Source organism: Brevibacillus sp. HB1.3, from assembly GCF_013186635.1.
GTDB lineage: Bacteria > Bacillota > Bacilli > Brevibacillales > Brevibacillaceae > Brevibacillus > Brevibacillus brevis_D.
Window position 1 is genome coordinate 1 of sequence record NZ_JABMIT010000005.1, and the last position, 20,331, is coordinate 20,331.

At 46.8% G+C, this 20,331-nt stretch carries 25 protein-coding genes, 1 tRNA gene and 1 riboswitch; of the genes, 16 read left to right on the forward strand and 10 right to left on the reverse strand.

From position 1 onward, the window contains the following. Positions 1 to 46: 46 nt before the first annotated feature. Positions 47 to 122, reverse strand: a tRNA-Thr gene (locus HPY31_RS12840). Positions 123 to 298: 176 nt separating this feature from the next. After that, positions 299 to 1,168, reverse strand: a complete 870-nt coding sequence (locus HPY31_RS12845) for a YitT family protein (RefSeq protein WP_015892813.1) — start codon at positions 1,166 to 1,168, stop codon at positions 299 to 301. 241 nt (positions 1,169 to 1,409) lie between these two features. Between HPY31_RS12845 and HPY31_RS12850 the strand changes: the two genes are divergently transcribed. Then, complete coding sequence (locus HPY31_RS12850) at positions 1,410 to 1,706, forward strand: Fur family transcriptional regulator (RefSeq protein WP_137027499.1); 297 nt, start codon at positions 1,410 to 1,412, stop codon at positions 1,704 to 1,706. A 70-nt stretch (positions 1,707 to 1,776) separates the two neighbouring features. On the opposite strand, the gene HPY31_RS12855 is transcribed toward HPY31_RS12850, so the two are convergent. Further along, positions 1,777 to 2,619, reverse strand: a complete 843-nt coding sequence (locus HPY31_RS12855) for an aldo/keto reductase (RefSeq protein ID WP_172141036.1) — start codon at positions 2,617 to 2,619, stop codon at positions 1,777 to 1,779. A 173-nt stretch (positions 2,620 to 2,792) separates the two neighbouring features. On the opposite strand from HPY31_RS12855, the gene HPY31_RS12860 reads away from it, so the two are divergent. Further along, a complete protein-coding gene (locus HPY31_RS12860) occupies positions 2,793 to 3,152 on the forward strand; it encodes a winged helix-turn-helix transcriptional regulator (RefSeq protein WP_172141037.1) in 360 nt (119 codons plus the stop codon). 48 nt (positions 3,153 to 3,200) lie between these two features. On the opposite strand, the gene HPY31_RS12865 is transcribed toward HPY31_RS12860, so the two are convergent. Further along, on the reverse strand, positions 3,201 to 4,010 hold the full coding sequence (locus HPY31_RS12865) for a serine hydrolase (protein ID WP_172141038.1): 810 nt from the start codon (positions 4,008 to 4,010) through the stop codon (positions 3,201 to 3,203). A gap of 166 nt (positions 4,011 to 4,176) precedes the next feature. Between HPY31_RS12865 and HPY31_RS12870 the strand changes: the two genes are divergently transcribed. Continuing rightward, positions 4,177 to 5,289: a GerAB/ArcD/ProY family transporter gene (locus HPY31_RS12870; RefSeq protein WP_172141039.1), complete on the forward strand. Its 1,113-nt coding sequence runs from the start codon at positions 4,177 to 4,179 to the stop codon at positions 5,287 to 5,289. A 28-nt stretch (positions 5,290 to 5,317) separates the two neighbouring features. Here the strand turns inward: HPY31_RS12870 and HPY31_RS12875 are convergent, their stop codons facing one another. Together HPY31_RS12875 and HPY31_RS12880 are read right to left on the reverse strand one after the other, a co-directional pair. Next, on the reverse strand, positions 5,318 to 5,998 hold the full coding sequence (locus HPY31_RS12875; protein ID WP_172141040.1) for a copper homeostasis protein CutC: 681 nt from the start codon (positions 5,996 to 5,998) through the stop codon (positions 5,318 to 5,320). A gap of 18 nt (positions 5,999 to 6,016) precedes the next feature. Then, positions 6,017 to 7,042, reverse strand: coding sequence for an asparaginase (locus tag HPY31_RS12880; RefSeq protein WP_172141041.1), 1,026 nt, complete (start codon positions 7,040 to 7,042; stop codon positions 6,017 to 6,019). 154 nt (positions 7,043 to 7,196) lie between these two features. Further along, positions 7,197 to 7,240: riboswitch (PreQ1 riboswitch) on the forward strand. 97 nt (positions 7,241 to 7,337) lie between these two features. On the opposite strand from HPY31_RS12880, the gene queC reads away from it, so the two are divergent. The 13 genes from queC to HPY31_RS12945 all read left to right on the forward strand — a co-directional run bounded on the left by queC (position 7,338) and on the right by HPY31_RS12945 (position 14,161). Further along, on the forward strand, positions 7,338 to 8,006 hold the full coding sequence (gene queC, locus HPY31_RS12885; protein WP_172141386.1) for a 7-cyano-7-deazaguanine synthase QueC: 669 nt from the start codon (positions 7,338 to 7,340) through the stop codon (positions 8,004 to 8,006). Further along, a complete protein-coding gene (queD, locus tag HPY31_RS12890) occupies positions 8,006 to 8,494 on the forward strand; it encodes a 6-carboxytetrahydropterin synthase QueD (protein WP_015892823.1) in 489 nt (162 codons plus the stop codon). The genes queC and queD overlap by 1 nt, the downstream gene beginning before the upstream one ends. Next, the gene (queE, locus tag HPY31_RS12895; protein ID WP_172141042.1) at positions 8,491 to 9,210 is read left to right on the forward strand and encodes a 7-carboxy-7-deazaguanine synthase QueE; all 720 of its coding nucleotides are present in this window, start codon (positions 8,491 to 8,493) and stop codon (positions 9,208 to 9,210) included. Before queD ends, queE begins: the two co-directional genes overlap by 4 nt. A gap of 41 nt (positions 9,211 to 9,251) precedes the next feature. Then, entirely contained in the window at positions 9,252 to 9,749 is a 498-nt protein-coding gene (gene queF / locus HPY31_RS12900; protein ID WP_007729714.1) for a preQ(1) synthase, read from the forward strand. A gap of 139 nt (positions 9,750 to 9,888) precedes the next feature. Then, positions 9,889 to 10,092 carry a hypothetical protein gene (locus tag HPY31_RS12905; protein ID WP_016738696.1) on the forward strand — a complete coding sequence of 68 codons (204 nt, stop codon included), beginning with the start codon at positions 9,889 to 9,891 and terminating at the stop codon, positions 10,090 to 10,092. A 131-nt stretch (positions 10,093 to 10,223) separates the two neighbouring features. Further along, positions 10,224 to 10,589: an HsmA family protein gene (locus tag HPY31_RS12910; RefSeq protein ID WP_015892826.1), complete on the forward strand. Its 366-nt coding sequence runs from the start codon at positions 10,224 to 10,226 to the stop codon at positions 10,587 to 10,589. A 222-nt stretch (positions 10,590 to 10,811) separates the two neighbouring features. Then, positions 10,812 to 11,348 (forward strand): hypothetical protein, encoded by a 537-nt coding sequence (locus HPY31_RS12915; RefSeq protein ID WP_172141043.1) that lies wholly within the window; start codon positions 10,812 to 10,814, stop codon positions 11,346 to 11,348. A gap of 139 nt (positions 11,349 to 11,487) precedes the next feature. Beyond that, positions 11,488 to 11,844 carry a group I truncated hemoglobin gene (locus HPY31_RS12920; RefSeq protein ID WP_172141387.1) on the forward strand — a complete coding sequence of 119 codons (357 nt, stop codon included), beginning with the start codon at positions 11,488 to 11,490 and terminating at the stop codon, positions 11,842 to 11,844. Between the two features lie 163 nt (positions 11,845 to 12,007). Next, positions 12,008 to 12,187, forward strand: coding sequence for a hypothetical protein (locus HPY31_RS12925; protein ID WP_172141044.1), 180 nt, complete (start codon positions 12,008 to 12,010; stop codon positions 12,185 to 12,187). A gap of 26 nt (positions 12,188 to 12,213) precedes the next feature. Continuing rightward, positions 12,214 to 12,684 (forward strand): GNAT family N-acetyltransferase, encoded by a 471-nt coding sequence (locus HPY31_RS12930; RefSeq protein ID WP_172141388.1) that lies wholly within the window; start codon positions 12,214 to 12,216, stop codon positions 12,682 to 12,684. A gap of 55 nt (positions 12,685 to 12,739) precedes the next feature. Then, positions 12,740 to 13,027, forward strand: coding sequence for a hypothetical protein (locus tag HPY31_RS12935; RefSeq protein WP_172141045.1), 288 nt, complete (start codon positions 12,740 to 12,742; stop codon positions 13,025 to 13,027). 102 nt (positions 13,028 to 13,129) lie between these two features. After that, positions 13,130 to 13,693 carry a signal peptidase I gene (lepB, locus tag HPY31_RS12940; protein ID WP_172141046.1) on the forward strand — a complete coding sequence of 188 codons (564 nt, stop codon included), beginning with the start codon at positions 13,130 to 13,132 and terminating at the stop codon, positions 13,691 to 13,693. A gap of 129 nt (positions 13,694 to 13,822) precedes the next feature. Further along, positions 13,823 to 14,161 carry a YmaF family protein gene (locus tag HPY31_RS12945; RefSeq protein WP_172141047.1) on the forward strand — a complete coding sequence of 113 codons (339 nt, stop codon included), beginning with the start codon at positions 13,823 to 13,825 and terminating at the stop codon, positions 14,159 to 14,161. 44 nt (positions 14,162 to 14,205) lie between these two features. On the opposite strand, the gene cydC is transcribed toward HPY31_RS12945, so the two are convergent. The 4 genes from cydC to HPY31_RS12965 are packed head-to-tail and all read right to left on the reverse strand — an operon-like array spanning position 14,206 to position 20,123. Next, positions 14,206 to 15,963 (reverse strand): thiol reductant ABC exporter subunit CydC, encoded by a 1,758-nt coding sequence (gene cydC, locus HPY31_RS12950; RefSeq protein WP_172141048.1) that lies wholly within the window; start codon positions 15,961 to 15,963, stop codon positions 14,206 to 14,208. Further along, the gene (cydD, locus tag HPY31_RS12955; RefSeq protein WP_172141049.1) at positions 15,960 to 17,705 is read right to left on the reverse strand and encodes a thiol reductant ABC exporter subunit CydD; all 1,746 of its coding nucleotides are present in this window, start codon (positions 17,703 to 17,705) and stop codon (positions 15,960 to 15,962) included. Before cydD ends, cydC begins: the two co-directional genes overlap by 4 nt. After that, on the reverse strand, positions 17,705 to 18,718 hold the full coding sequence (gene cydB, locus HPY31_RS12960) for a cytochrome d ubiquinol oxidase subunit II (RefSeq protein ID WP_172141050.1): 1,014 nt from the start codon (positions 18,716 to 18,718) through the stop codon (positions 17,705 to 17,707). The genes cydD and cydB overlap by 1 nt, the downstream gene beginning before the upstream one ends. Further along, on the reverse strand, positions 18,708 to 20,123 hold the full coding sequence (locus tag HPY31_RS12965) for a cytochrome ubiquinol oxidase subunit I (protein WP_172141051.1): 1,416 nt from the start codon (positions 20,121 to 20,123) through the stop codon (positions 18,708 to 18,710). The genes cydB and HPY31_RS12965 overlap by 11 nt, the downstream gene beginning before the upstream one ends. Positions 20,124 to 20,331: the final 208 nt, after the last annotated feature.

Here is a 20,331-nt window from a genome sequence, read left to right on the forward strand (position 1 = left end):
GCGCTATCAAATGCGCTATTTTGTTTCCCGACTACATATTAAGTAGTGGTGCCGGCGATAGGACTTGAACCCACAACCCCCTGATTACAAGTCAGGTGCTCTACCAATTGAGCTACACCGGCATTTGTTTTGTTTTCCGTTGTGTGCGTTTCGTGTGTGTCCCGCTCACGAGATTTAATATAGCACGTATGAATTTTAAATGCAATAGAAAATCTAAAATAATTTCATTCATAATAAAAATCTAGTGAAAAAAGAGCAGTGGAATTACTCCCCACCACTCTTTTCTTCTATAATAATATTATCCCGCTCGAAAGCCCTCTCCTAACACTTCTTGAGCAGGGCACAAAATAATAAATGCATCGGGATCCACCGAACGCACCATGATTTTCAGCTTACTCACTTCACTTTGGCTGACAACTGCCATGAGCACCTTACGCGCGTCTCCAGTATATCCACCTGCACCATCCAGCAAAGTGACACCGCGGTCCAAATCGTACAAGATGGTTTCTCTCAGTGTATCTGTTTCATTCGAAATGATATAAGCGACTTTGGAGGTATTCCAGCCCATCTGAACAATATCAATCGTCTTGCTGGTCACAAACAATGCGATAAGTGCATACAATGCTTTTTCCGGATCGAATACAATCCCTGCAAACAAGATCACTAGTCCATCAAACACAGCTACACATGCACCCAAGCTAATTCCTGAATATTTGTGGAGGATTTGCGTTGCAATTGAAAAACCGCCCGTCGATCCTCTCCCCCGAAACACGATACCAATCCCAAGCCCCACCCCGATTCCTCCATAAATACTTGCAAGTAGAAGATTCGTGGTTAACGGCTGCAGGTGACTGGTCAACATGACACACAAAGGGAGAACAATGGAGCCAACCGCCGCCTTCATACTGTATTGCCGATCGAGAAATTTGAATCCTAATAGAAACAAAGGAATATTCATTGCCCACTGCACCACCGCTGGAGAAAAACCAAACAAGTTGTGCAAAATCGTCGATAGCCCAGAAACGCCTCCAGAAGCAATTTGGTTTGGATTCAAAAACAGATTGAAGCTAGTTGCCAAGACTAGCGATCCTAAAACCAGCATGCCGTATTCGAGTACTTTTCGCTGCGGACTGTTCATCTGGATTGCGGTTCGTCTTTTTCGTGCCACATGGTCCCACTCCTGACATTATCACGTAAGCAAAATCCGCACATACACTACCATGTTTTGGTGGAAAAGAAAACCCCTTTTTCCTCATCACTCTTATGTAAGATTTACGCATACCTCAGAAACATGCACACGCAAGCCATGAGCCGGATAAGATACGGAAAGAAAAAGTTGACTGCACACAAAATAAAAAGGATAATTATCATATAGTAATTATTATAATATAACAACGAGGTGACCTGTAATGGACGATCATATTGTCAGTGTCACACAACAAGTCAAGCATCTAGGAAAAAGATTAACCATCCAAAGAAGAGCTGTACTCCTTCTTATGCTTACTACTCGGAAATTCTATACAGCCAAAGACGTTTATCACGCTTTGAAAAATGAGATGCCAAACATCACACTCTCAACCGTTTATACAAGCCTGCGCTTTTTCGTCAAAATGGGTATTTTCAAGGAGCATGTTCACCACGACTCCCCCAATCAATTTGAATGTGTGGTAACGATGGACGACATTCAGTTGCCAGAAGTCATTTGATTTCTATTTCTTTTTCTTCAACGCAAAAAACTCCTGATGATTTCAGGAGTTTTTTGTTTACCGTCAGCTATTAAAAATCAAAGTTATCTGGGTCTGGACCAACACGGTGATTTTGATTCAGAGAATGAATCATTTCCATGTCTTCTTTCGATAGTTCGAAATCAAATACGGATGCATTCTCGACGATTCGATGCTCTTTGGTCGACTTTGGAATGGTCACGACGCCATTTTGCAAATCCCAGCGTATAATGACTTGGGCAATGGACTTCCCGTATTTTTCTGCAATACCTTTTAGTACTGCATTGTCCAATAGCTGACCTTGCATAAGCGGAGACCATGCTTCAAATTGAATCCCTTGCTCCTTGCAGTAGGCACGCAGTTCATCTTGAGACAAACGCGGATGGAATTCCACTTGGTTGACCATCGGCTTAATCTCAGCGTCTTTAAGCAGTTCTTCTAAATGATGAACGTGGAAATTGCTCACCCCGATAGCTTTTACCAATCCTTTTTTGTACAGCGTCTCCAATGCTCTCCATGCTTCTTTGAACTTTCCTTCTACTGGCCAGTGAATGAGGTACAAATCCAAGTATTCCAGCCCGAGTTTTTTCAGGCTCGTTTCATATGCTTGCAACGTGGACTCATACCCTAAATCCGCATTCCATACTTTCGAGGTGACAAAAAGATCTTCCCGAGTAATGCCCGCTTCCTGCAAACCTGCACGGATTCCACGACCAACACCCTCTTCGTTGTTATAAATAGCGGCTGTGTCGATACTGCGGTAGCCATGCTTGATTGCGTTTTTTACAGCTAGCTCGAGCTCCTGACCTTCCTCTACTTTAAAAACACCGAGACCCATCCAAGGCATTTTTACTCCGTTGTACAGTGTAGTTGTATCTTGCAAATGTTTTGGCATAACTTGTCTCCTCCGTCCTTGTACTCTATGGTAGTATGACTGTTTCCAGTCACCTAATGTGCTTCATGTCGTTTGACAAGTGTTATTATGAGATAAACTAACGAAAAGAAAAAGTACGCACTTTTTTGTGTGATAGGCACTAATAAGTACCTATCGTTCAGGAGGAATCAACAGTGAAAAAGAAGTATAACATATCAGTGGAAGCTACACTTGAGGTCATCGGCGGTAAATGGAAATGCGTTATTTTGTGTCACCTGACTCACGGAAAAAAACGTACAAGTGAGTTGAAACGACTGATGCCGGGCATTACGCAGAAGATGCTGACGCAGCAACTTAGAGAGCTTGAAGACGATGGCATCATCAACCGGATTACGTACAATCAGATTCCGCCAAAAGTGGAGTATGAGCTCAGCGAGTACGGCTGGACCTTGAAAAGTATTCTCGATTCGCTTTGCTTATGGGGCGAAAAGCATATCGTTAAGGAATACGGCGACAAGTATGCTGTATTGGAAGAAAGTATCTTAAATCAATAATAGAACGATTCTAAGTTCTGTCCATCAACAGATAAAAAAGCTGCCGATCTAATTATCGACAGCCAAAATCGCGTAGTCATACACAGCTCTTCCCAGTAATCCCAGTGTGTTCAGAGCGGATTGGGGGGTTACATCTTTGGATAAGGCCGTAATGGAAAAGCAGCGATTGTTGGTATATAGCAAGCCTACATCATGCTGTCTGCCGGTATCCCAGCCGGATTTACACGGCAGTTTCCACCCAGGATAATTGGGTTCTTCCTCATTTGGCAATTGGGACGGCAGACCATTACGGACTTGCTGCTTTTTCATAATGGCGATCATCTCTTTGCAGGCACGCTGAGACAGAAAACTGCCCGTTGCCAAATGACCTAGCATACTCGCAACATCCCCAGCGGTTATCTTATTGTTTTCTGTGATATCGAGTGGATAAATCATGAGTTTGCGTGAATAACAGCTTTGGTGCATTCCCAAATCAATCATGGTCTGATCAATCTGATCTTTTCCTACCAAATCAATCAGCATATTTGTCGCTGTATTGTCGCTCTGAATAATCATGAGGGTCACCAAGTCGCGAATCGTGAGCCTCAAGCCTGGGGATAGTGCGTACAAAATCCCCGATCCCCCTACCAGATCCTCTTGGCGTAGGACAAGCTGATCATCCATTCGAAAATGCCCCTGCTCACTTGCCGCGAAAACGGCAGCCATGATCGGCACTTTGATAACACTCTCCGCAATAAACAGCTCGTCCGGTACATGTTCAAAACGGGTTTCTTTCGCTGAGCCCTGTTCCTCCACAACGACGCCCCAAGTCCCCTCCGCTTCTCCGATAATAGCCGACAACCTTTTTTCCAGCTCCACAGCTTTTCTTCCCTTCTCCCGTTGCTCGTAGTTTTTTGTTGCCTTCCGATTATCATACTATTCCGAAAACAATTCAAACAAGAGACCGTACCCGCTTACCGTTCGTTTATCCATCCTGAACTTGGAAATAATACGTAAAATAAACCTACGGACAAGGTGAGGCATCATGCAGAACTCCGATAAAATTGGCAGCCGTCAATTTGTCATCCTCGTAACGTTCATCACCATAGGAGATTCCATCTTGATCTTACCTTCCGTACCTGCGACTGAAGCCGGTCACGATGGATGGCTATCAGGCTTGATCGGCATCGCGCTGGGGCTAGCCATCGTATACTTGTTTTGTGTAGTCGGTCGCATCTACCCCGAACAAACGCTGATTGAAAAGAACAAGCTCATATTTGGACGTTGGCTCGGGACAGTCTTTTCCATCCTCTTTATGGGGGCTGTGTTAATCAATGGCGCAGTCTATATACGAACAATTGGCGATTTCATGACTACGCACATTATGAAAGCAACACCTATCCAAGCTGTCATGTTTTTACTTGTTGCCTGTGCCATATACGCTGTTCGTTTAGGCCTTGAAACTTTTGCACGGACCAGCGAAATCTTTTTCCTCTGGTTTGTCCTTACGTTCGTTTCGTTTTTTCTTTTGTTAACCCCTCAGTTCCAATTCGTGAACCTTCTCCCCTTCTTGGAAAATGGCATGAAGCCCGTTATAAGAGGAGTATTTTCCGTGACCGCTTTTCCCTTCTCCGAGCTGGTTATTTTCCTCATGATTACTCCACTTCTCGATGCAAAACAAAAGCTCACATCTGCATTTTTGCGAGGAGCAATATACGGTGGCGTTTGTCTGCTTGCCGTCATCTTCTTATCGCTTTTGGTGCTCGGCCCGGAATTGGTTTCCCGTGAGACGTTTCCGAGCTACTCCCTCGCCAAACGAGTCCTTGTAGGAGAGTTCTTTCAAAGGCAGGAAGCAATGATGGCTCTCATGTGGTTTGTCTCCATTTATTTCAAAGTCGTACTGTATATGTATGGTTTCTGTGTAGGGATAAAGCAGCTTCTCCGTTTAAAGGAGCATCAGTCGCTCACCTTGCCCATTTGCATCTTATTTGTCGCCATCGCGATTATCATCGTTCCAAACCAAGCTTTTTTATACGAAACGTATACGTACTGGCCATTCTTTGATTTAACAATAGGGTTCTTGTATCCGCTGATTCTTCTCGTCGGTTACTGGATACGGAAGCAAATGAACAACAAGCCGGCTACCCTCCAGAAGTAAAGTGTCGGCTTGTTCGCTTGTTTTATGCTTACAGTAGTTGTTTGATCGCTGCCACTCGCTCTGCATCGACGTATCGGAGAGCCTGTCCTTCCTCTCGTACTGCCGATCCAAAATGAACCTCTTTGACACCCGTACGTTTTACGAGGTCTCCCACGTTAGCCAGCGACAATCCGCTTCCTGCCAAAATCGCGAGCTGTGTGTTCTCTGTCAGCTTGACGAGCTGCTCGATGCAATCAGCACCCTCGATTGCCGTTTTTTTGCCCCCAGAAGTTAGAATCGTACGAACCTGGGGATATTCCAGAAGAATACGTGCTGCTTCCATTTGATCGACGGCATTATCAAACGCACGGTGGAATGTCACATGTAATGAACCTGATTCACCAAGCAACTGCTCCAGCCCCCGCTGATCAAGCCTATTTTCCGGAGTCAGCATGCCAATTACGACACCTGCCGCCCCAAGCTCACGGATGATACGTACATCCTGCCGCATGACAGAAAGTTCTTCTTCTGTATAGCAAAACGATTGGCTATGCGGTCGCACCATGACATTTACGGGAATCGAAACTGCCTTGACCACTGCCTCAATCAATCCCCAGCTCGGAGTAATGCCTCCCTCCAAAATTCCCGAGATGAGCTCCAGCCTATCAGCTCCGCCCTGCTCCGCACGTTTTGCATCCTCAACTGAAGTCGCAATCACTTCCACTAGCATGATACTTCGCCTCCCTTTTTAGCATTTGTTCAAGACAAAAACTGGTCGTTTCTCCCCGACCACCAGCTGATTGTCGTTTTTAATAGCTTTTGGCGCCAGCGTATGGAGTCGGTCGATGGTTTCCTGATTATCATACTGAATCTGCTCCAAGATCGACGCGATTATAAGCGGCCATACTAATTCAGAGCCATTCAGTACCTTCAGCGAGAAGCTGAGTCTCTCCTTTTTCAAAGCAAAGCCGTATACGCCCATCGCTCCGCCTTTGGCGATTATATTTTCATCCATTAAAAGGGCTGTACAGATGAAGTTGTGACTGGCAATGATCTCGGGACTGCTCGTCATCCAGCCTGTCACTCTCTCAACTGCCTCACGCGTCTTCTGATCCTCGATCAGATCCGGGCACGCGAGCTTTAGATAAGCAATCGCCAGGTTCTTGAGCGGCAATGCAAAAACCGGGAAGCCACAGCCGTCGACGCTTAGCTGTACCTGCGCTTTGGGATAATCAGCAAGGTTGGCAAACACCTCCAAAGCCTCTTGTTGCGCTGGATGCTCTGCCTTGTAGTAATCATGAGTGGAATATCCTTGAACCTTTGAAAGCGCCAAGTACCCCAAATGCTTTCCCGCACAGTTATGAAAGAGCCTGCGCTTTTCTTTGCCTTGGGACAAGCAAGCAAACTTTGGCTCCTCGTTGAGCGGATAAGTCGGGCACGTAAGCAATTCGTTTTCCTGAATGCCGGTCTTTTGTAAAATCGACTCCAAGCGTTCTATATGATAGACTTCTCCACGATGTGAGGCTGCAAAGAGTGCTGCTTCACTGTTATTCAGTCCGAATTTTTCATCAATTTTACGTTTGGCGATCGGAATGGCTTGAAAGGGCTTAGCTGCGGAACGCAATAAGGTGATATGATTCACATCGCCTGCCCGATAAACTGCCTCTCCTTTTTCATTCACGCCGCACACGATGCCGTTATGTACGTTCTCCAGAATACCACCGCGATATTCTTCTACTAAAGGGACATCTCTTATCAAAATCACCAACTCCACTCCATGTTGATCGATTATGAAAAAACACTAGCAGTAGCACCCTCCATCCGTCAATCTTTTTCCAAGCGATAATCCCCCCACTTTTGCGGTGATTGTTGTATAATGTCTCAAGGCACCCACTTGGGTTCCACAAATAAGAAATCCGTGCATCTGCACGGGAGAGGTTCGCGAACTCCCTCTATAAAAAACTAAGCTGGATAACAGTACCTTTCTTTGGTATTGTTATTGTTTTTTTGCAGGAAAGTTCAAGAACTCTCTTTCTTCCCATTCAATTAAGAGGAGATGGAGAGCAATGATGAAAAAGGAAAAAGCCGTTGTTGTCTTTAGCGGAGGTCAGGACAGCACTACCTGCCTGTTTTGGGCGAAAGAGCAATTCGGCGAAGTAGAAACCCTCACATTTGACTACGGTCAGCGACACAAGCTGGAGATCAAGTGCGCCCAGCAAATTGCCGCAGAACTCGGCGTCAAAAACTCCGTATTGGACATGAGCCTGTTAAACCAGCTCGCGCCCAATGCACTCACCCGCACAGATATTGACATTACCCAGGAAGAAGGCCAATTGCCATCGACGTTCGTCGACGGACGCAACTTGTTGTTCCTTTCCTTTGCGGGCGTTTTCGCCAAGCAACGAGGAGCACGTCACTTGATTACTGGTGTATGCGAAACGGATTTTAGCGGTTATCCCGACTGCCGTGACGCCTTTATCAAATCACTCAATGTGACATTGAATTTGTCGATGGACTATCCGTTTGTGATTCACACGCCGCTCATGTGGCTGAACAAAGCACAGACATGGAAACTGGCGGACGATCTGGGTGCCTTCACCTATATTCGCGAAAATACCCTCACCTGCTATAACGGCATCAAAGGAGACGGCTGCGGCGAATGCCCTGCCTGCCACTTACGAAAAGCCGGACTGGACACGTATCTTTCCGAGAAAAATCAGCCTGGAGAACAAGCCTGATGAGCGCGAACTTTGATTTTCGTATCGTCGATCGCATGCAGGCCCTGGGTACCCATATTCAAAAATCACAGCTTCGCTACCATAACAAGCGCGTTTTGGTAAGCAAGGAATTTACTTTTGACGCTGCCCATCATCTGCACGCTTATGAAGGAAAGTGCAAAAACCTCCACGGCCATACGTACACAGTCGTCTTTGGCATCAGTGGCTTTCCAGACGAGATCGGACTGGTGATCGATTTCGGTGACATCAAGCAAATCTGGAAAGAGCACATCGAAATCTATTTGGATCATCGCTATCTGAATGAAATGCTCCCTCCGATGAATACCACTGCCGAAAACATGGTCGTGTGGATTTTCGAAGAGATGGAAAAGCAATTGCAGTCAGATGCTTACCGCGACCGCTACGACGGCGCTCGGGTGGAGTTCGTTCGCCTGTTCGAGACACCGACCAGCTATGCAGAGGCAAGACGGGAGTGGATGATGGAATGATCCCGGTCTTGGAAATATTCGGCCCAACGATTCAGGGCGAAGGAATGGTTATCGGACAAAAAACGATGTTTGTGAGAACCGCTGGCTGTGACTATCGTTGCAACTGGTGTGACTCCGCCTTTACGTGGGATGGATCTGCCCGTGATGAAATCCGGCAAATGTCGCCCGAGGCGGTCTGGGAGGAGCTCACTCGCTTAGGCGGGGATCGTTTTTCTCATGTCACGATCTCCGGGGGAAATCCCGCGCTTTTGGCTGGCATCGGTGACTTAGTCGCCCTTTTGAAGGAACATGGCATTCGCACAGCAGTCGAAACACAAGGTAGCAAGTGGCAAGCGTGGCTTCCACTGATTGACGACATTACAATATCTCCTAAGCCGCCTAGTTCCGGGATGCAAACAGATTTTCAAGCGCTTGATCGAATTGTGCACGAGCTCTTGGATCAAAAGCATCCAGGACTTAGTCTGAAAGTCGTTGTTTTCGACGACGCCGATTTTGCCTATGCACGCACCATTCATCAGCGCTTTCCAGGAGTTCCCTTCTATTTGCAGCCAGGAAACAGCGATCTGACTGACGCTGATACGCCTTCGCTTCGGGATAAGCTTTTGGAGAGCTTTGAATGGCTGATCGATCAGGCGATGGCGACAGCTGACATGAATGACGCGAAGGTTCTTCCCCAACTACATGCGCTTGTCTGGGGCAATAAACGAGGCGTTTAAACGATATTTTACTTTCACGAAGAAAAGAGGATTGTACTCATATGGCACATCAACAAGAACGCGATTTATCCTCCCTCACTCTTTTGGGGAATCAAGGGACAACGTACAACTACTCCTATGACCCGAGCGTATTGGAGTCTTTTGACAACAAGCATCCGTACCGCGATTATTTCGTAAAATTCAACTGCCCGGAATTCACCAGCCTGTGCCCGATTACAGGCCAGCCGGATTTTGCGACGATTTATATCAGCTACATTCCTGACATCAAAATGGTAGAAAGCAAGTCGCTCAAGCTATACTTGTTCAGCTTCCGCAATCACGGTGATTTTCACGAGGATTGCGTCAATGTTATCATGAACGACTTGATCAAGCTGATGGATCCGCGCTACATCGAGGTATGGGGCAAGTTCACTCCGCGCGGCGGCATCTCGATCGATCCGTATTGCAACTACGGGAAACCGGGGACGAAATACGAGGAGATGGCGAGCCATCGGATGATGAATCATGATATGTATCCGGAAAAAGTGGACAATCGGTAGAGCGAACAGGTGATGTGAAAGGAGAAACCCTTATTTTTTTATAGGGGTTTTTTCCTTTTTTAATTGGAAATCAAGATCTTGATCGTTGGTGAGATTCTACTCCTTCTGCTACGTTTTAGTGCGGAAGGAGGTGATTACCATGACCAAGCATCTGTATTTCTATGCAAGTTTTGAAGATGCAGCGCGACTCAATCGGGAGTTGATTCAGCTCGGCTACAGGAACTACTATCTGGAGCCACATGAACATCTGGTTGCTTTTGTTTTTGAACCAGTGACCGAAGTGAGTCAAGCGATCTTGAGACACTTGTTTCATGCAGATGGTCCATCGCACCTAGACAACTAGCTTTGCAGTACTGGTGCTCCTCATTTGAGGGGCATCGGTACCTCCATTTACACTGTCGTTCATCTTGTGTTCATGTTCAACGATTACACTTACAAGCGTAGTCAAAAGAAATGAACAGGAGATGATTTTACGTGTTAGTAGCAGCTGTGATTTTTATAAATCTTGCTCTCATTGCCTATACGATTGGGGTATGGAGCGAAAAACGTTCAGGAGAGCTAAAGTTAAAACACCTTATCTTTTTTGGTCTTGGCTTAGCATTCGATACGATCGGAACTACGTTTATGAAACTACTTGCTGAGAACTCCAGTTTAAATTTGCATGGCATTACTGGGTTGATCGCTCTGATCTTGATGTTTTTCCATACAGTGTGGGCCTGTGTCGTCCTATGGAAAAAGAAAGAACATCAAATCAAGCAGTTCCATAAATTTAGCTTGATCGTCTGGATTTTATGGCTTGTACCTTATTCCATTGGTGTCGCTTTAAGCTTTATGAAATAGGAATGCTCTCCATTACGCTCCACACACGGACAGTCTACCTTTACCTCAACCCTCTCAACCGATGAGAGGGTCTTTTGCTTTTCTCGTGGCTGTTCAACCCATCGTCAACTTTGCCTACCATTCGACAATATCTCTTAAAGTAATCAGAATGATAATTGTATAAAATGTAATAAATTGGTATTTTTAGAATTATACTGAACCATTTCGGGAAGGTTGATGCGCATGTTTAAAAAAGCAATTATAATCCTGTCATTAAGTTCAGTCGTCGCAGTACCCTCTCTAGCCACACAAGTCCAAGGGGCGACGCTCGCTCCACAGGAAAAAGCAGCCACGTATGGTGAAGAATTTTGGGTGTCGCTTACCTCGCCTATTCCAGCCGGATGGGTTATCGTTAGAACGTTAGGAACGCAGAACCTGATCAGGAATATGAACGGTGCTTCTTATGGCACGGAGGTAGAGGTGCTGCTAGCTTCGCCTATCCCCAGCGGATGGGTCATGGTTCGAGCCTTTAGAGGATCGAATGTCATCAAGAATATGAACGGTGCTTCTTATGGCACGGAGGTAGAGGTGATGCTCGCCTCGCCTATTCCAGTCGGATGGGTCATGGTTCGAGCCTTTGGAGGATCGAATGTGATTAGAAATGTCAATGGTGCTCCTAACGGAACGCAGATTGAGGTAATGCAAGCCTCACCTGTTCCTGAAGGATGGATCATTGTCAGTTCAGGTGGACATTCGAAAGTAATCAGGAAAATTGGCTAAAACAAAGCGCGCATGGCATACACCGAGTCCGCAGGCTGACGTCGAAAAGCAATCGGCATCAGCTTGCGGGCTTTTCTTTAATAACCTTCCATTAATGGTGGAATATATAAGGGAAGCAAACGTCCTAAGGAGGCCAATGATGAGTACATTTTACGAGAAATACGGTGGGGAAGATACGGTCGCAAAAGTAGTAGACTACTTTTATGATTTAGTTTTAGCTGATGACACCGTGAACCACTTTTTCAAAAACACGGATATGGAAAAACAACGTAGACACCAAACTAAGTTCATCAGCTATGCCCTCGGTGGTCCGAATCAATACACGGGACAGTCCATGGCAAAGGTTCACGAAGGGATGAATCTGCAACCCGTTCATTTTGATGCCATCGTTAAGCATTTGCGTGATGCCTTGGCTCACTTTGGTGTCAGCGAAGAGGATATTGCCGATGCTCTCGGCAAAGTAGGATCACTACGGGATGATATTTTGTATAAATAACCGAGTGATCAGAACGTCTGATCCACTTTTTCTCCATGGCCCTTCGATTTCGATTGGCCATTTTTCGTTTGATCATACACATTTTGTAAAATTATTGTAACTCTATTTCCTTCATTACGTATATCATACGAGTAATATTTCAACTATGGAGGCTGATTCACAAATGAAAGATCAGTTTGTTGTTGGTTGGGGTACATTGGCCCTCATCAACGCCGGACTAGCTCAAGGAAAAAATCGTAGCGGTCTTAACTGGTTTTTTCTCTCTTTATTCCTCGGCCCTATCGCAACGCTAATCATTGTCGTCTGGGAAAAATTGCCCGAGCAGAAAGACTTGTCACAGTGAAACATGTTGAGAAGGAGGCACGCATGATGCAAATCCGAAATGTACAAGAGCAAGACTACTTCAAAGTGATTACCGTCCTCAACGATTGGTGGGGTGGGCGACCAATGTCTGATCTATTACCCAAGCTGTTTTTTATCCATTTCCAGTCAACGAGCTTCATTGTTGAAGAGAAGGGAGAAGTCATCGCGTTCCTCATCGGCTTCTTGTCCCAGACGTTGCCTGGCGAAGCTTACATTCATTTCGTTGGGGTACATCCGGACAAGCGAAAAGATGGCTGGGGACGCGAATTATACCATCATTTCTTTCAAACCGTAGAACAAAAAGGATGTAATACGATTCGATGCATTACCTCCCCTGTTAATAAAGGCTCAATCTCCTTCCACACGAAGCTAGGTTTTGCCGTTGAAAAAGGAGATAAAAGCGTGGATGGAATCGATGTGACTTCGAATTATGATGGAAAAGGAAATGACCGGGTTACTTTTGTTAAAAAGCTCTAATCTTATGGCTACTCGTCATTATCGTTTAAAATATCCAAAAAAGTAGGTCGTTCACATGCTGAAAGCACTTGGATTTGGCGCTGTTTTGCAGATTCTCTGTATGATCATAGCGATAACGACAGGGAACATCGATCAAGTTGGCAATTATGCTGAGTATCTTGCGTTTGGACTCCTTACACTAGCTGGATTAATGGTCTATAACGCCCTTAGCACTCCCTCAGCCTATTCCAAAGAACATGAAGTGCAAGATTATAAAAGCAGATGGAAATGGACCTTTTGTTTCCTGCTCGCCTCTGTCCCCAGCGGCATTTTTGCTGTCATCTTTTTCAGCTTTTTTGCTTAATTCCTTTTGTTTCACAAGCTTCTCTTTTCCATTTACGTAACCAAAAGGCACCTTTTCACGTACTACCAGTAGCCACACTAAAGTAATCTTTCACGGGGAAGGATGCGGTCTGATTTGAAAAGCGCAAAAGAAATATGGGGCTGGACCAAAACATTGGGCATCTCCCTTTCACTCGCAATGCTGGTTAACATATTTGTCCTCCAACCTTTTAAAGTAAATGGACAATCGATGGAGCCCACTTTGCAAAACGACGAACGCATCTATGTGTCGAAATTGTCCCACACATTTTCTTATCTCCCTGAGTACAACGATATTGTCGTGATCGACAGCCGTGTAAACCGAGATCGTACGTTAAAAGATGACATCCTTGAAAATCCTCTACTCATGCTTGCCATGGGTAACAGCGAAGCCAAAACATTCTGGGTAAAACGAGTCATCGGAAAACCTGGCGATACGTTGGAGTTTAAGAACGAGAACCTGTATCGGAATGGACAGCCGTTAAACGAGCCGTACATAAAAGAAAAAATGGTCGACTTACCTGATGCCAAAATCGTCATACCAGAAAACCATGTGTTTGTGATGGGGGACAATCGTAACAATAGCGATGATAGTAGAGTCATTGGCGTGATTCCACTCGATCATATCATGGGGAAAAAACTGTTTTAATCACACGTGAGAGAGCCTTTTCCACTGAGGAAGGCTCTCTTTCCTTTTTCCCAATAGACGAATGCCCGTTTCGAAACGGCTGACAAACGCATTTACTAGTGATAAATGCATACAAAGGGGCGTTTCTTGATGAGCTCTCAACACTCTCATTCATTACGCTTTATTCGATTTGCCGATCGACCCGGGCATTTTCATGGGTATGACACACTGACGAGCATTTCGGATCATCATCGTCACCGAATCCGTGGCAGAACATCGCCCCCAGAAGGAATGAGAGATCGACACATCCATTACTACGAAGGTACCACTACTTTTAATGATGGACATGTGCATCACTACAGGGGCTGGACGAGTCCGCCCATTCCATTGCCAGACGGAAGTCATTACCACGAGTTTTCAGGGCAAACCACTTATGATGACGGGCACACTCATTACTACCGGGGCGTAACTAGCGAGGCCTTTTCTTAAGCGAAAAAGGCTGTCCCTCTCCGGAACAGCCTTCCTTCCTCTTCTCATTTTCCCAACATGGACACCAACGGACAGTCCATTGTATACAGGTTGCGATACCTTGGATTGTCCTGATACAACTCCTCATGTGTCCCTCGCATCGAGATGAATCCCTGCTCCATAAAAATGATCTCGTCCATTTGCTCTAAGCCGCTCAAGTGGTGAGTCACCCAAATCAATGTTTTCCCTTGCAAGACACGAAAGATCGTTGCCATCAAATCGCGTTCAGTCAACGGATCTAATCCCACCGTCGGTTCATCCAGGAGAACAATCGGCTTGTTTTGCAGCAAAATCCGGGCAAGGGCTATCCGTTGCCTCTCTCCGCCAGAGAAGCGCAGACCGGTTTCCTGCATCCGTGTTTGATAACCGTCTGGTAGGGATTCAATCAGCTGATCCAAACCGACTTGAGCTGTCACGGCACGAACCTCTTCATCAGACGCATCGGGTCGACCAAGCCTAATGTTATTTGCTACGGTTGTGTCAAACAAATACGGCTGCTGATTCAACACGGAAAACAAACAAGCAGAAGCCTCTTCTGACTGGACAGGCTGTCCATTTACAGTCACCTGACCTACTTCCGGCTGTATGGCCCCTCGAATCAAGTTCAGTATCGTCGATTTACCAGCTCCGCTGCGACCGAGCAACGCAATTTTTCCCCCTTGAGCCACCTCAAAAGACACGTCCTGCACACTCCAACTGCTGGCTTGTGGGTAGCGAAAACGAACATGCTCGAGCTTCAAAATGCCCCCCGCTTGATCTGCCACCTTTTCCTCCTGCACTTCTACAATGGATGGACGACCGTCCTCAATCTCCCGAAGCCGCTCCAAAGACTCCTTATATTCTGGCATTCGCACAACTGCGTCAGAAATCCGGGTAAACGCATCCATCAACGGGAATGCGACCAGCCCAATCGCAGCAATCAACGTAACAGGAATCTGATTCGCAGCAGCAAGTCCGCCCGCCCAGATGACCAGTAAGACAATGGCTCCACCGATTGCACACTGCAACATCCACTGTACTCGCCATTCTCCGCGTCGGATGGCGTTTTCGATCTGGGCAGCTGTCTTTTGCCGTCTCGTAAACAACTGGAGAAACTGCTGGGTACGACCACTGAGAATCCAATCACTCATGCCAAAAACAGCATCAGTCAGCTCCCGATATGCGGCCTGTCTCTCCTGCTTGAACCGACGACTCTTGGCAATGGATGACCACAAGACTAATGCGGGTGCAACAAGCAGCAGAAAACCACAGTACAACGCCATCAGCAGCGCGAACGTCCCATCCATTCTTCCAAGTGCCACAATCCCTGCCCCGTAGAGGAGGACCGCCGAGACGGCTGGCAGCACAAAGCGCAGATAAACATTTTGTAGTTGCTCGATGTCATCCGCTAGAACACCAAGCAGATCTCCCGTACGAAAACGAGTGCGGAGGAGCTGATCTTGCGGCTCGATAGCCTGGTACAAACGCACACGCATACGCGACAACACACGCAAAGCTGCATCGTGTCCAACCAAACGCTCCAGGTACTGAATGACTGCTTTGCTAAAGCCAAAAGCCCGGACAAGTACGATGGGAACATAGACCATTAAGACGTTTTCGGGCTTGAGTGCGGAGCGGGAAATCAAATACCCGGACGTATACAGCAAAGCACTCGCACATGCCACTGCCAAGGTTCCCAGCAAAGCTGCTGCGGCAAGCTGCCAGAAAAACTGGCGAAAGTATGGAAGAAACCACCCCTGATTGCCTTCTCGCGCTTCCTTCATCCTTTCTCCCCCTTGGCACTAGCTGTCAACAACTGATAAAATACGCTTTTTTGTGCAACGAGCTGTTCATAGGTACCCGTTTCTACCAGCCGTCCCTGGTCCATTACCCAAATCCAATCCATGTCTCGCATCCAATGCAAGCGATGTGTGGCCAAAAAGACTCGCCTGTCCCCCAACACCGACAACATGGTCTGTTTGAGCTCCCATTCCGTTTCAATATCTAAGTGAGCGGTCGGCTCGTCGAGCAAAATCACTGGTCGGTTGCTAAGCAGTGCACGTCCTAATGCAACCCGCTGTGCCTGTCCGCCACTTAACGTGCGTCCCCCTTCGCCAATGATTTCGTCACAGCCATTTGGCAAGCTGTCCACCAGCTCTCCCAGACCAACATCACGAATCACCTGCTCCACCTGTTCCTGCGTCGCTTCCGGTTCATAGAAGCGAATGTTATCCGCCAACGATTGATTGAATAAATACGGATGCTGTGGAATGTAAGCGATTTGCCGCTGCCACTCCTGCTTCGCATCGCCAGTAATGGGGTGCCCATCTACTTGTATCAAGCCAGTTTCGGGATCAGAAAAGCCGCCGAGCACTCCGAGAAGGGTTGATTTTCCAGCCCCGCTCGCCCCTACAATGCCCACTCTTCTCGTGTTGCTGCCCAATTCCGCAGATACCTCACCCAGTAGCTGTCTGCCATCCTCACCGACGACCCGAATATCGGACAAGGTAATCGTTCCATTCCATACACCTGTCAGAGACGTCTGATTATCCGTTACTTGCGGTTCCGCCTTATGTTCATTTGTAGCGGCCCTATCGATAATGGTACGAATCGTCCCCAGCGCTTCCTTGCCATCCAATGAGGCATGATAATCCGATCCAAGCATCCGTACTGGCAAAAAGTATTCTGGTGCAAGAATCAGGATGACCAATGCCGTTTCAAAGCCAACGTTCCCTTCAATCAGCCGCAGTCCTAGACCAACCGCCACAAACGCAACAGACAGCATGCTGAAAAAGTCGAGCGCCAAAGAAGACAAGAAGGCCACGCGCAACGTTCGCATCGTAGCGGATCGATATTGATCGCTCACTCTCTCGACAGTCGCCCCGTGGTCTTTGCTGCATCCCAAAAACCGGAGCGTCGCAAGCCCGCGAAGCGAATCGGTGAAATGATGGGAAAGCATTCGATATGATCGCCATTGTTTGTCTGCCTGTTTACGTGCCGCCAGACCGAGAACGATAAAAAATCCGATGAGAACCGGCATCGTTACCATCAGGATCAGTCCAGAAATCACATCCTGCATGTAGACAAATGCCAGAAGCGGAAACGTAACAAAAACCATATCCAGCGTACGTGGAACAGACAACTCCAGGTAGGTACGTACACGATCTACCCCTTCCAGAACAAGCGTAACAAGCTTTCCGCTTCCTTCACTGGCTGCAAAGCGTGGACCACACTCGAACAATCGGGATAGAACACGCCCTTGCAAAGACTCACTGGCAGCTTCTGCAAAACGGCCAGCGACTTTCTTTTGTAGCCAAACGATGGTATGGCGAGCTACTATCAGGACCAAAAATAGGGCAAGCGGCTGATACACCATCTGAACCGTTTGACCTTCAAACAAGATCGCAATCGACCTCGCCAAAAACAGGGCCTGACCGATAATCGCCACACTTTGCAGGAGGGAAAGACCGGCTAGCAGCAGCATAACCGGTCGGATTCCTTGTAAGCGGAACAATTCCTTGTCCATTAGTACTCCAAATGATCCTTTTCAGTGACTCGTTTGTGGAAAACGAAGTAGCTCCAAGCCTGATAGGCTAGCACAAACGGTAAAAGCACTGCTGCAACAATGGTCATTGCTTTTAGCGTGTATGGACTCGAAGCTGCATTATAAAGGGTCAAATCAAACGCGCTATCAATCGTGCTGACCATCACCCGTGGGAACAAACCGATAAACATCGAGACGAACGTCAACAGGATCATCGCACCTGTCATCCCGAAAGCCCAGCCTTCCCTGCCTTGTCTCAAGTAGTGACGAGCCAGTACAAAAGCGATAACACCTAAGAGTACAGCTACTGTCAACAGAACACCCTGCCGCTCAAACAGATCAGTCACCATGAATGTCCACCCTACAAGCACCGCCATGAGAACCGCTTGCATCGGCAAGAGCTTTGCTGCCAGTACATGTGATTTTTCACGCAGCTCGCCCACTGTACGCAGCGCGATGAAGTTCAGACCGTGCAGCAAGCATAGCCCCGTGACTGTCACACCTGCCCACAACGAGTATCCATTCACAATATCAGAGAAGCCCGCACTCATTTCCATATTCTGATCAATCGGCACACCCTTCACCAAGCTGGCAAACACCATTCCGAACAACATCGGCGGGACAAAGCTTCCAATCAGAATCGCTGCGTCCCACGTCTTTTTCCAAGCCTCGCCTTTCCCTTTGCCTCTGAATTCAAATGCTACTCCTCGCCCAATCAACGCAAGCAGAATCAGCGTAAGCACGAGATAATATCCGCTAAACATCGTGGAATACCACTCTGGAAACGCTGCGAACATCGCACCAGCGGCTGTAATCAGCCACACTTCATTGGCATCCCAGAACGGGCCAATCGTATTGATCAGAACCCGGGTTTGCAAATCATTTCGTGATAGTAGGCGCGTCGCCATGCCGACTCCAAAGTCGAAGCCTTCGAGAAAGAAAAATCCGGTAAACAGTACGGCAATGAGCAGGAACCACAGTTCATTAAGCTCCATAACGTTCACTCCTTACACGATCAAATGGATCCTGAAGCTGCAAATCCTCTACTTCCTCATGACCATCCAATTCCGGCCCTTTTTTGGCCACACGAGCAAACAGATAAGCCAAGAGGCACAGCAGGATGAGATAAATCGTCGTGAAGGCGACGAGAGAGAACCATACCGCGCCTGTGCTAATGCTTGGGGAAACCGAATCTTCAACACGCAACAGCCCGAATACCGTCCATGGCTGACGACCTACCTCCGTCATGATCCACCCTGCTGAGTTTGCGATGAATGGCAACGAGATACCCGCAACCATCAGCTGCATGAATCGCTTATTTGGCTGTTCCAGCTTTTTGCGTAAAGCGAGATATGCCCCGTACAAAGCCAGTAAAATCATTGCACTACCGCCCGCTACCATGATGCGGAAGCTCCAGAAGGTCGTCCGAACTGGTGGTATGTAGTTTCCTGGACCGTAGGTTTTCTCATACTCTGCCTGCAATTCCAACATGCCCGGTACAGAACCTGAAAGTGAGTTGTACGTCAGGACGCTAAGCAAGTAAGGTATTTTTATTTCAAAGCCGTTTTCTTGTTTTTCTGGATCAATCGTTGCAAAAACCGTCCAAGGAGCTGGGTCAGCGCTTGTTTTCCACAGCCCTTCACTCGCTGCCATTTTCATCGGTTGGGTAGCAACCAAATACTGTGCCTGACCATGACCGAATTGAGCAATAGCAAGCGAGGAAATCAATGCGACCACGATCGCAATTTTGAAAGATTGCACAAAGAATGTAACATCTTGTTTTTTCAACAGCTTCCAAGCACTGATTCCTGCTACCAAGAAGGCACCTGTCGCAATTGCCGCAAATACGGTATGCGGGAATTCATATAGTAATTGTCCATTGGTAAGAAGAGCAAAGAAATCGACCATCTCTGCACGTCCGTTATTGATAGCGAAGCCAACTGGCCGCTGCATAAACGAGTTGGCTGCCAGAATCCAAAGAGCCGAAAGAATCGTTCCGATGGATACGAGCCAAATACATGCGAGATGCACACCTTTGGACAAACGATCCCAACCAAACACCCATAGTCCAATAAAAGTCGATTCGAGGAAAAATGCTAAGAGGGCCTCAATCGCTAGTGGTGTCCCAAATACGTCACCGACGAATCGTGAGAAATCAGACCAGTTCATCCCAAACTGGAACTCCTGCATAATCCCTGTCACGATCCCGACAGCAAAATTGATGAGCAAAAAGGTTCCCCAAAACTTGGCCATTTTTTTATACAAATCATTCTTTTTTACCACATACATCGTTTCCATAATGGCTACCAATAAGGACAGCCCGATGGAAATCGGCACAAAAACAAAATGAAAGATCGTTGTTATCGCAAATTGAAGTCGTCCCAAATCCACTATGTCCATGTACAAGATCCCTTTCTATTCGCGTTTTGGCCTTTATGTACCAGAATTATATCTGTGGGGAAATCGGCATATATGACGACTTTGTGAAAAATATCACAAATATATGTGAAAAAAATCACAAATCATTCTCTCTCCTGTACCCCCTTTTCGCATTCATCTTCGTGAGAGAGTTTTTTGTTTTCCCCAATATATCTCCGGTCATGTGTCA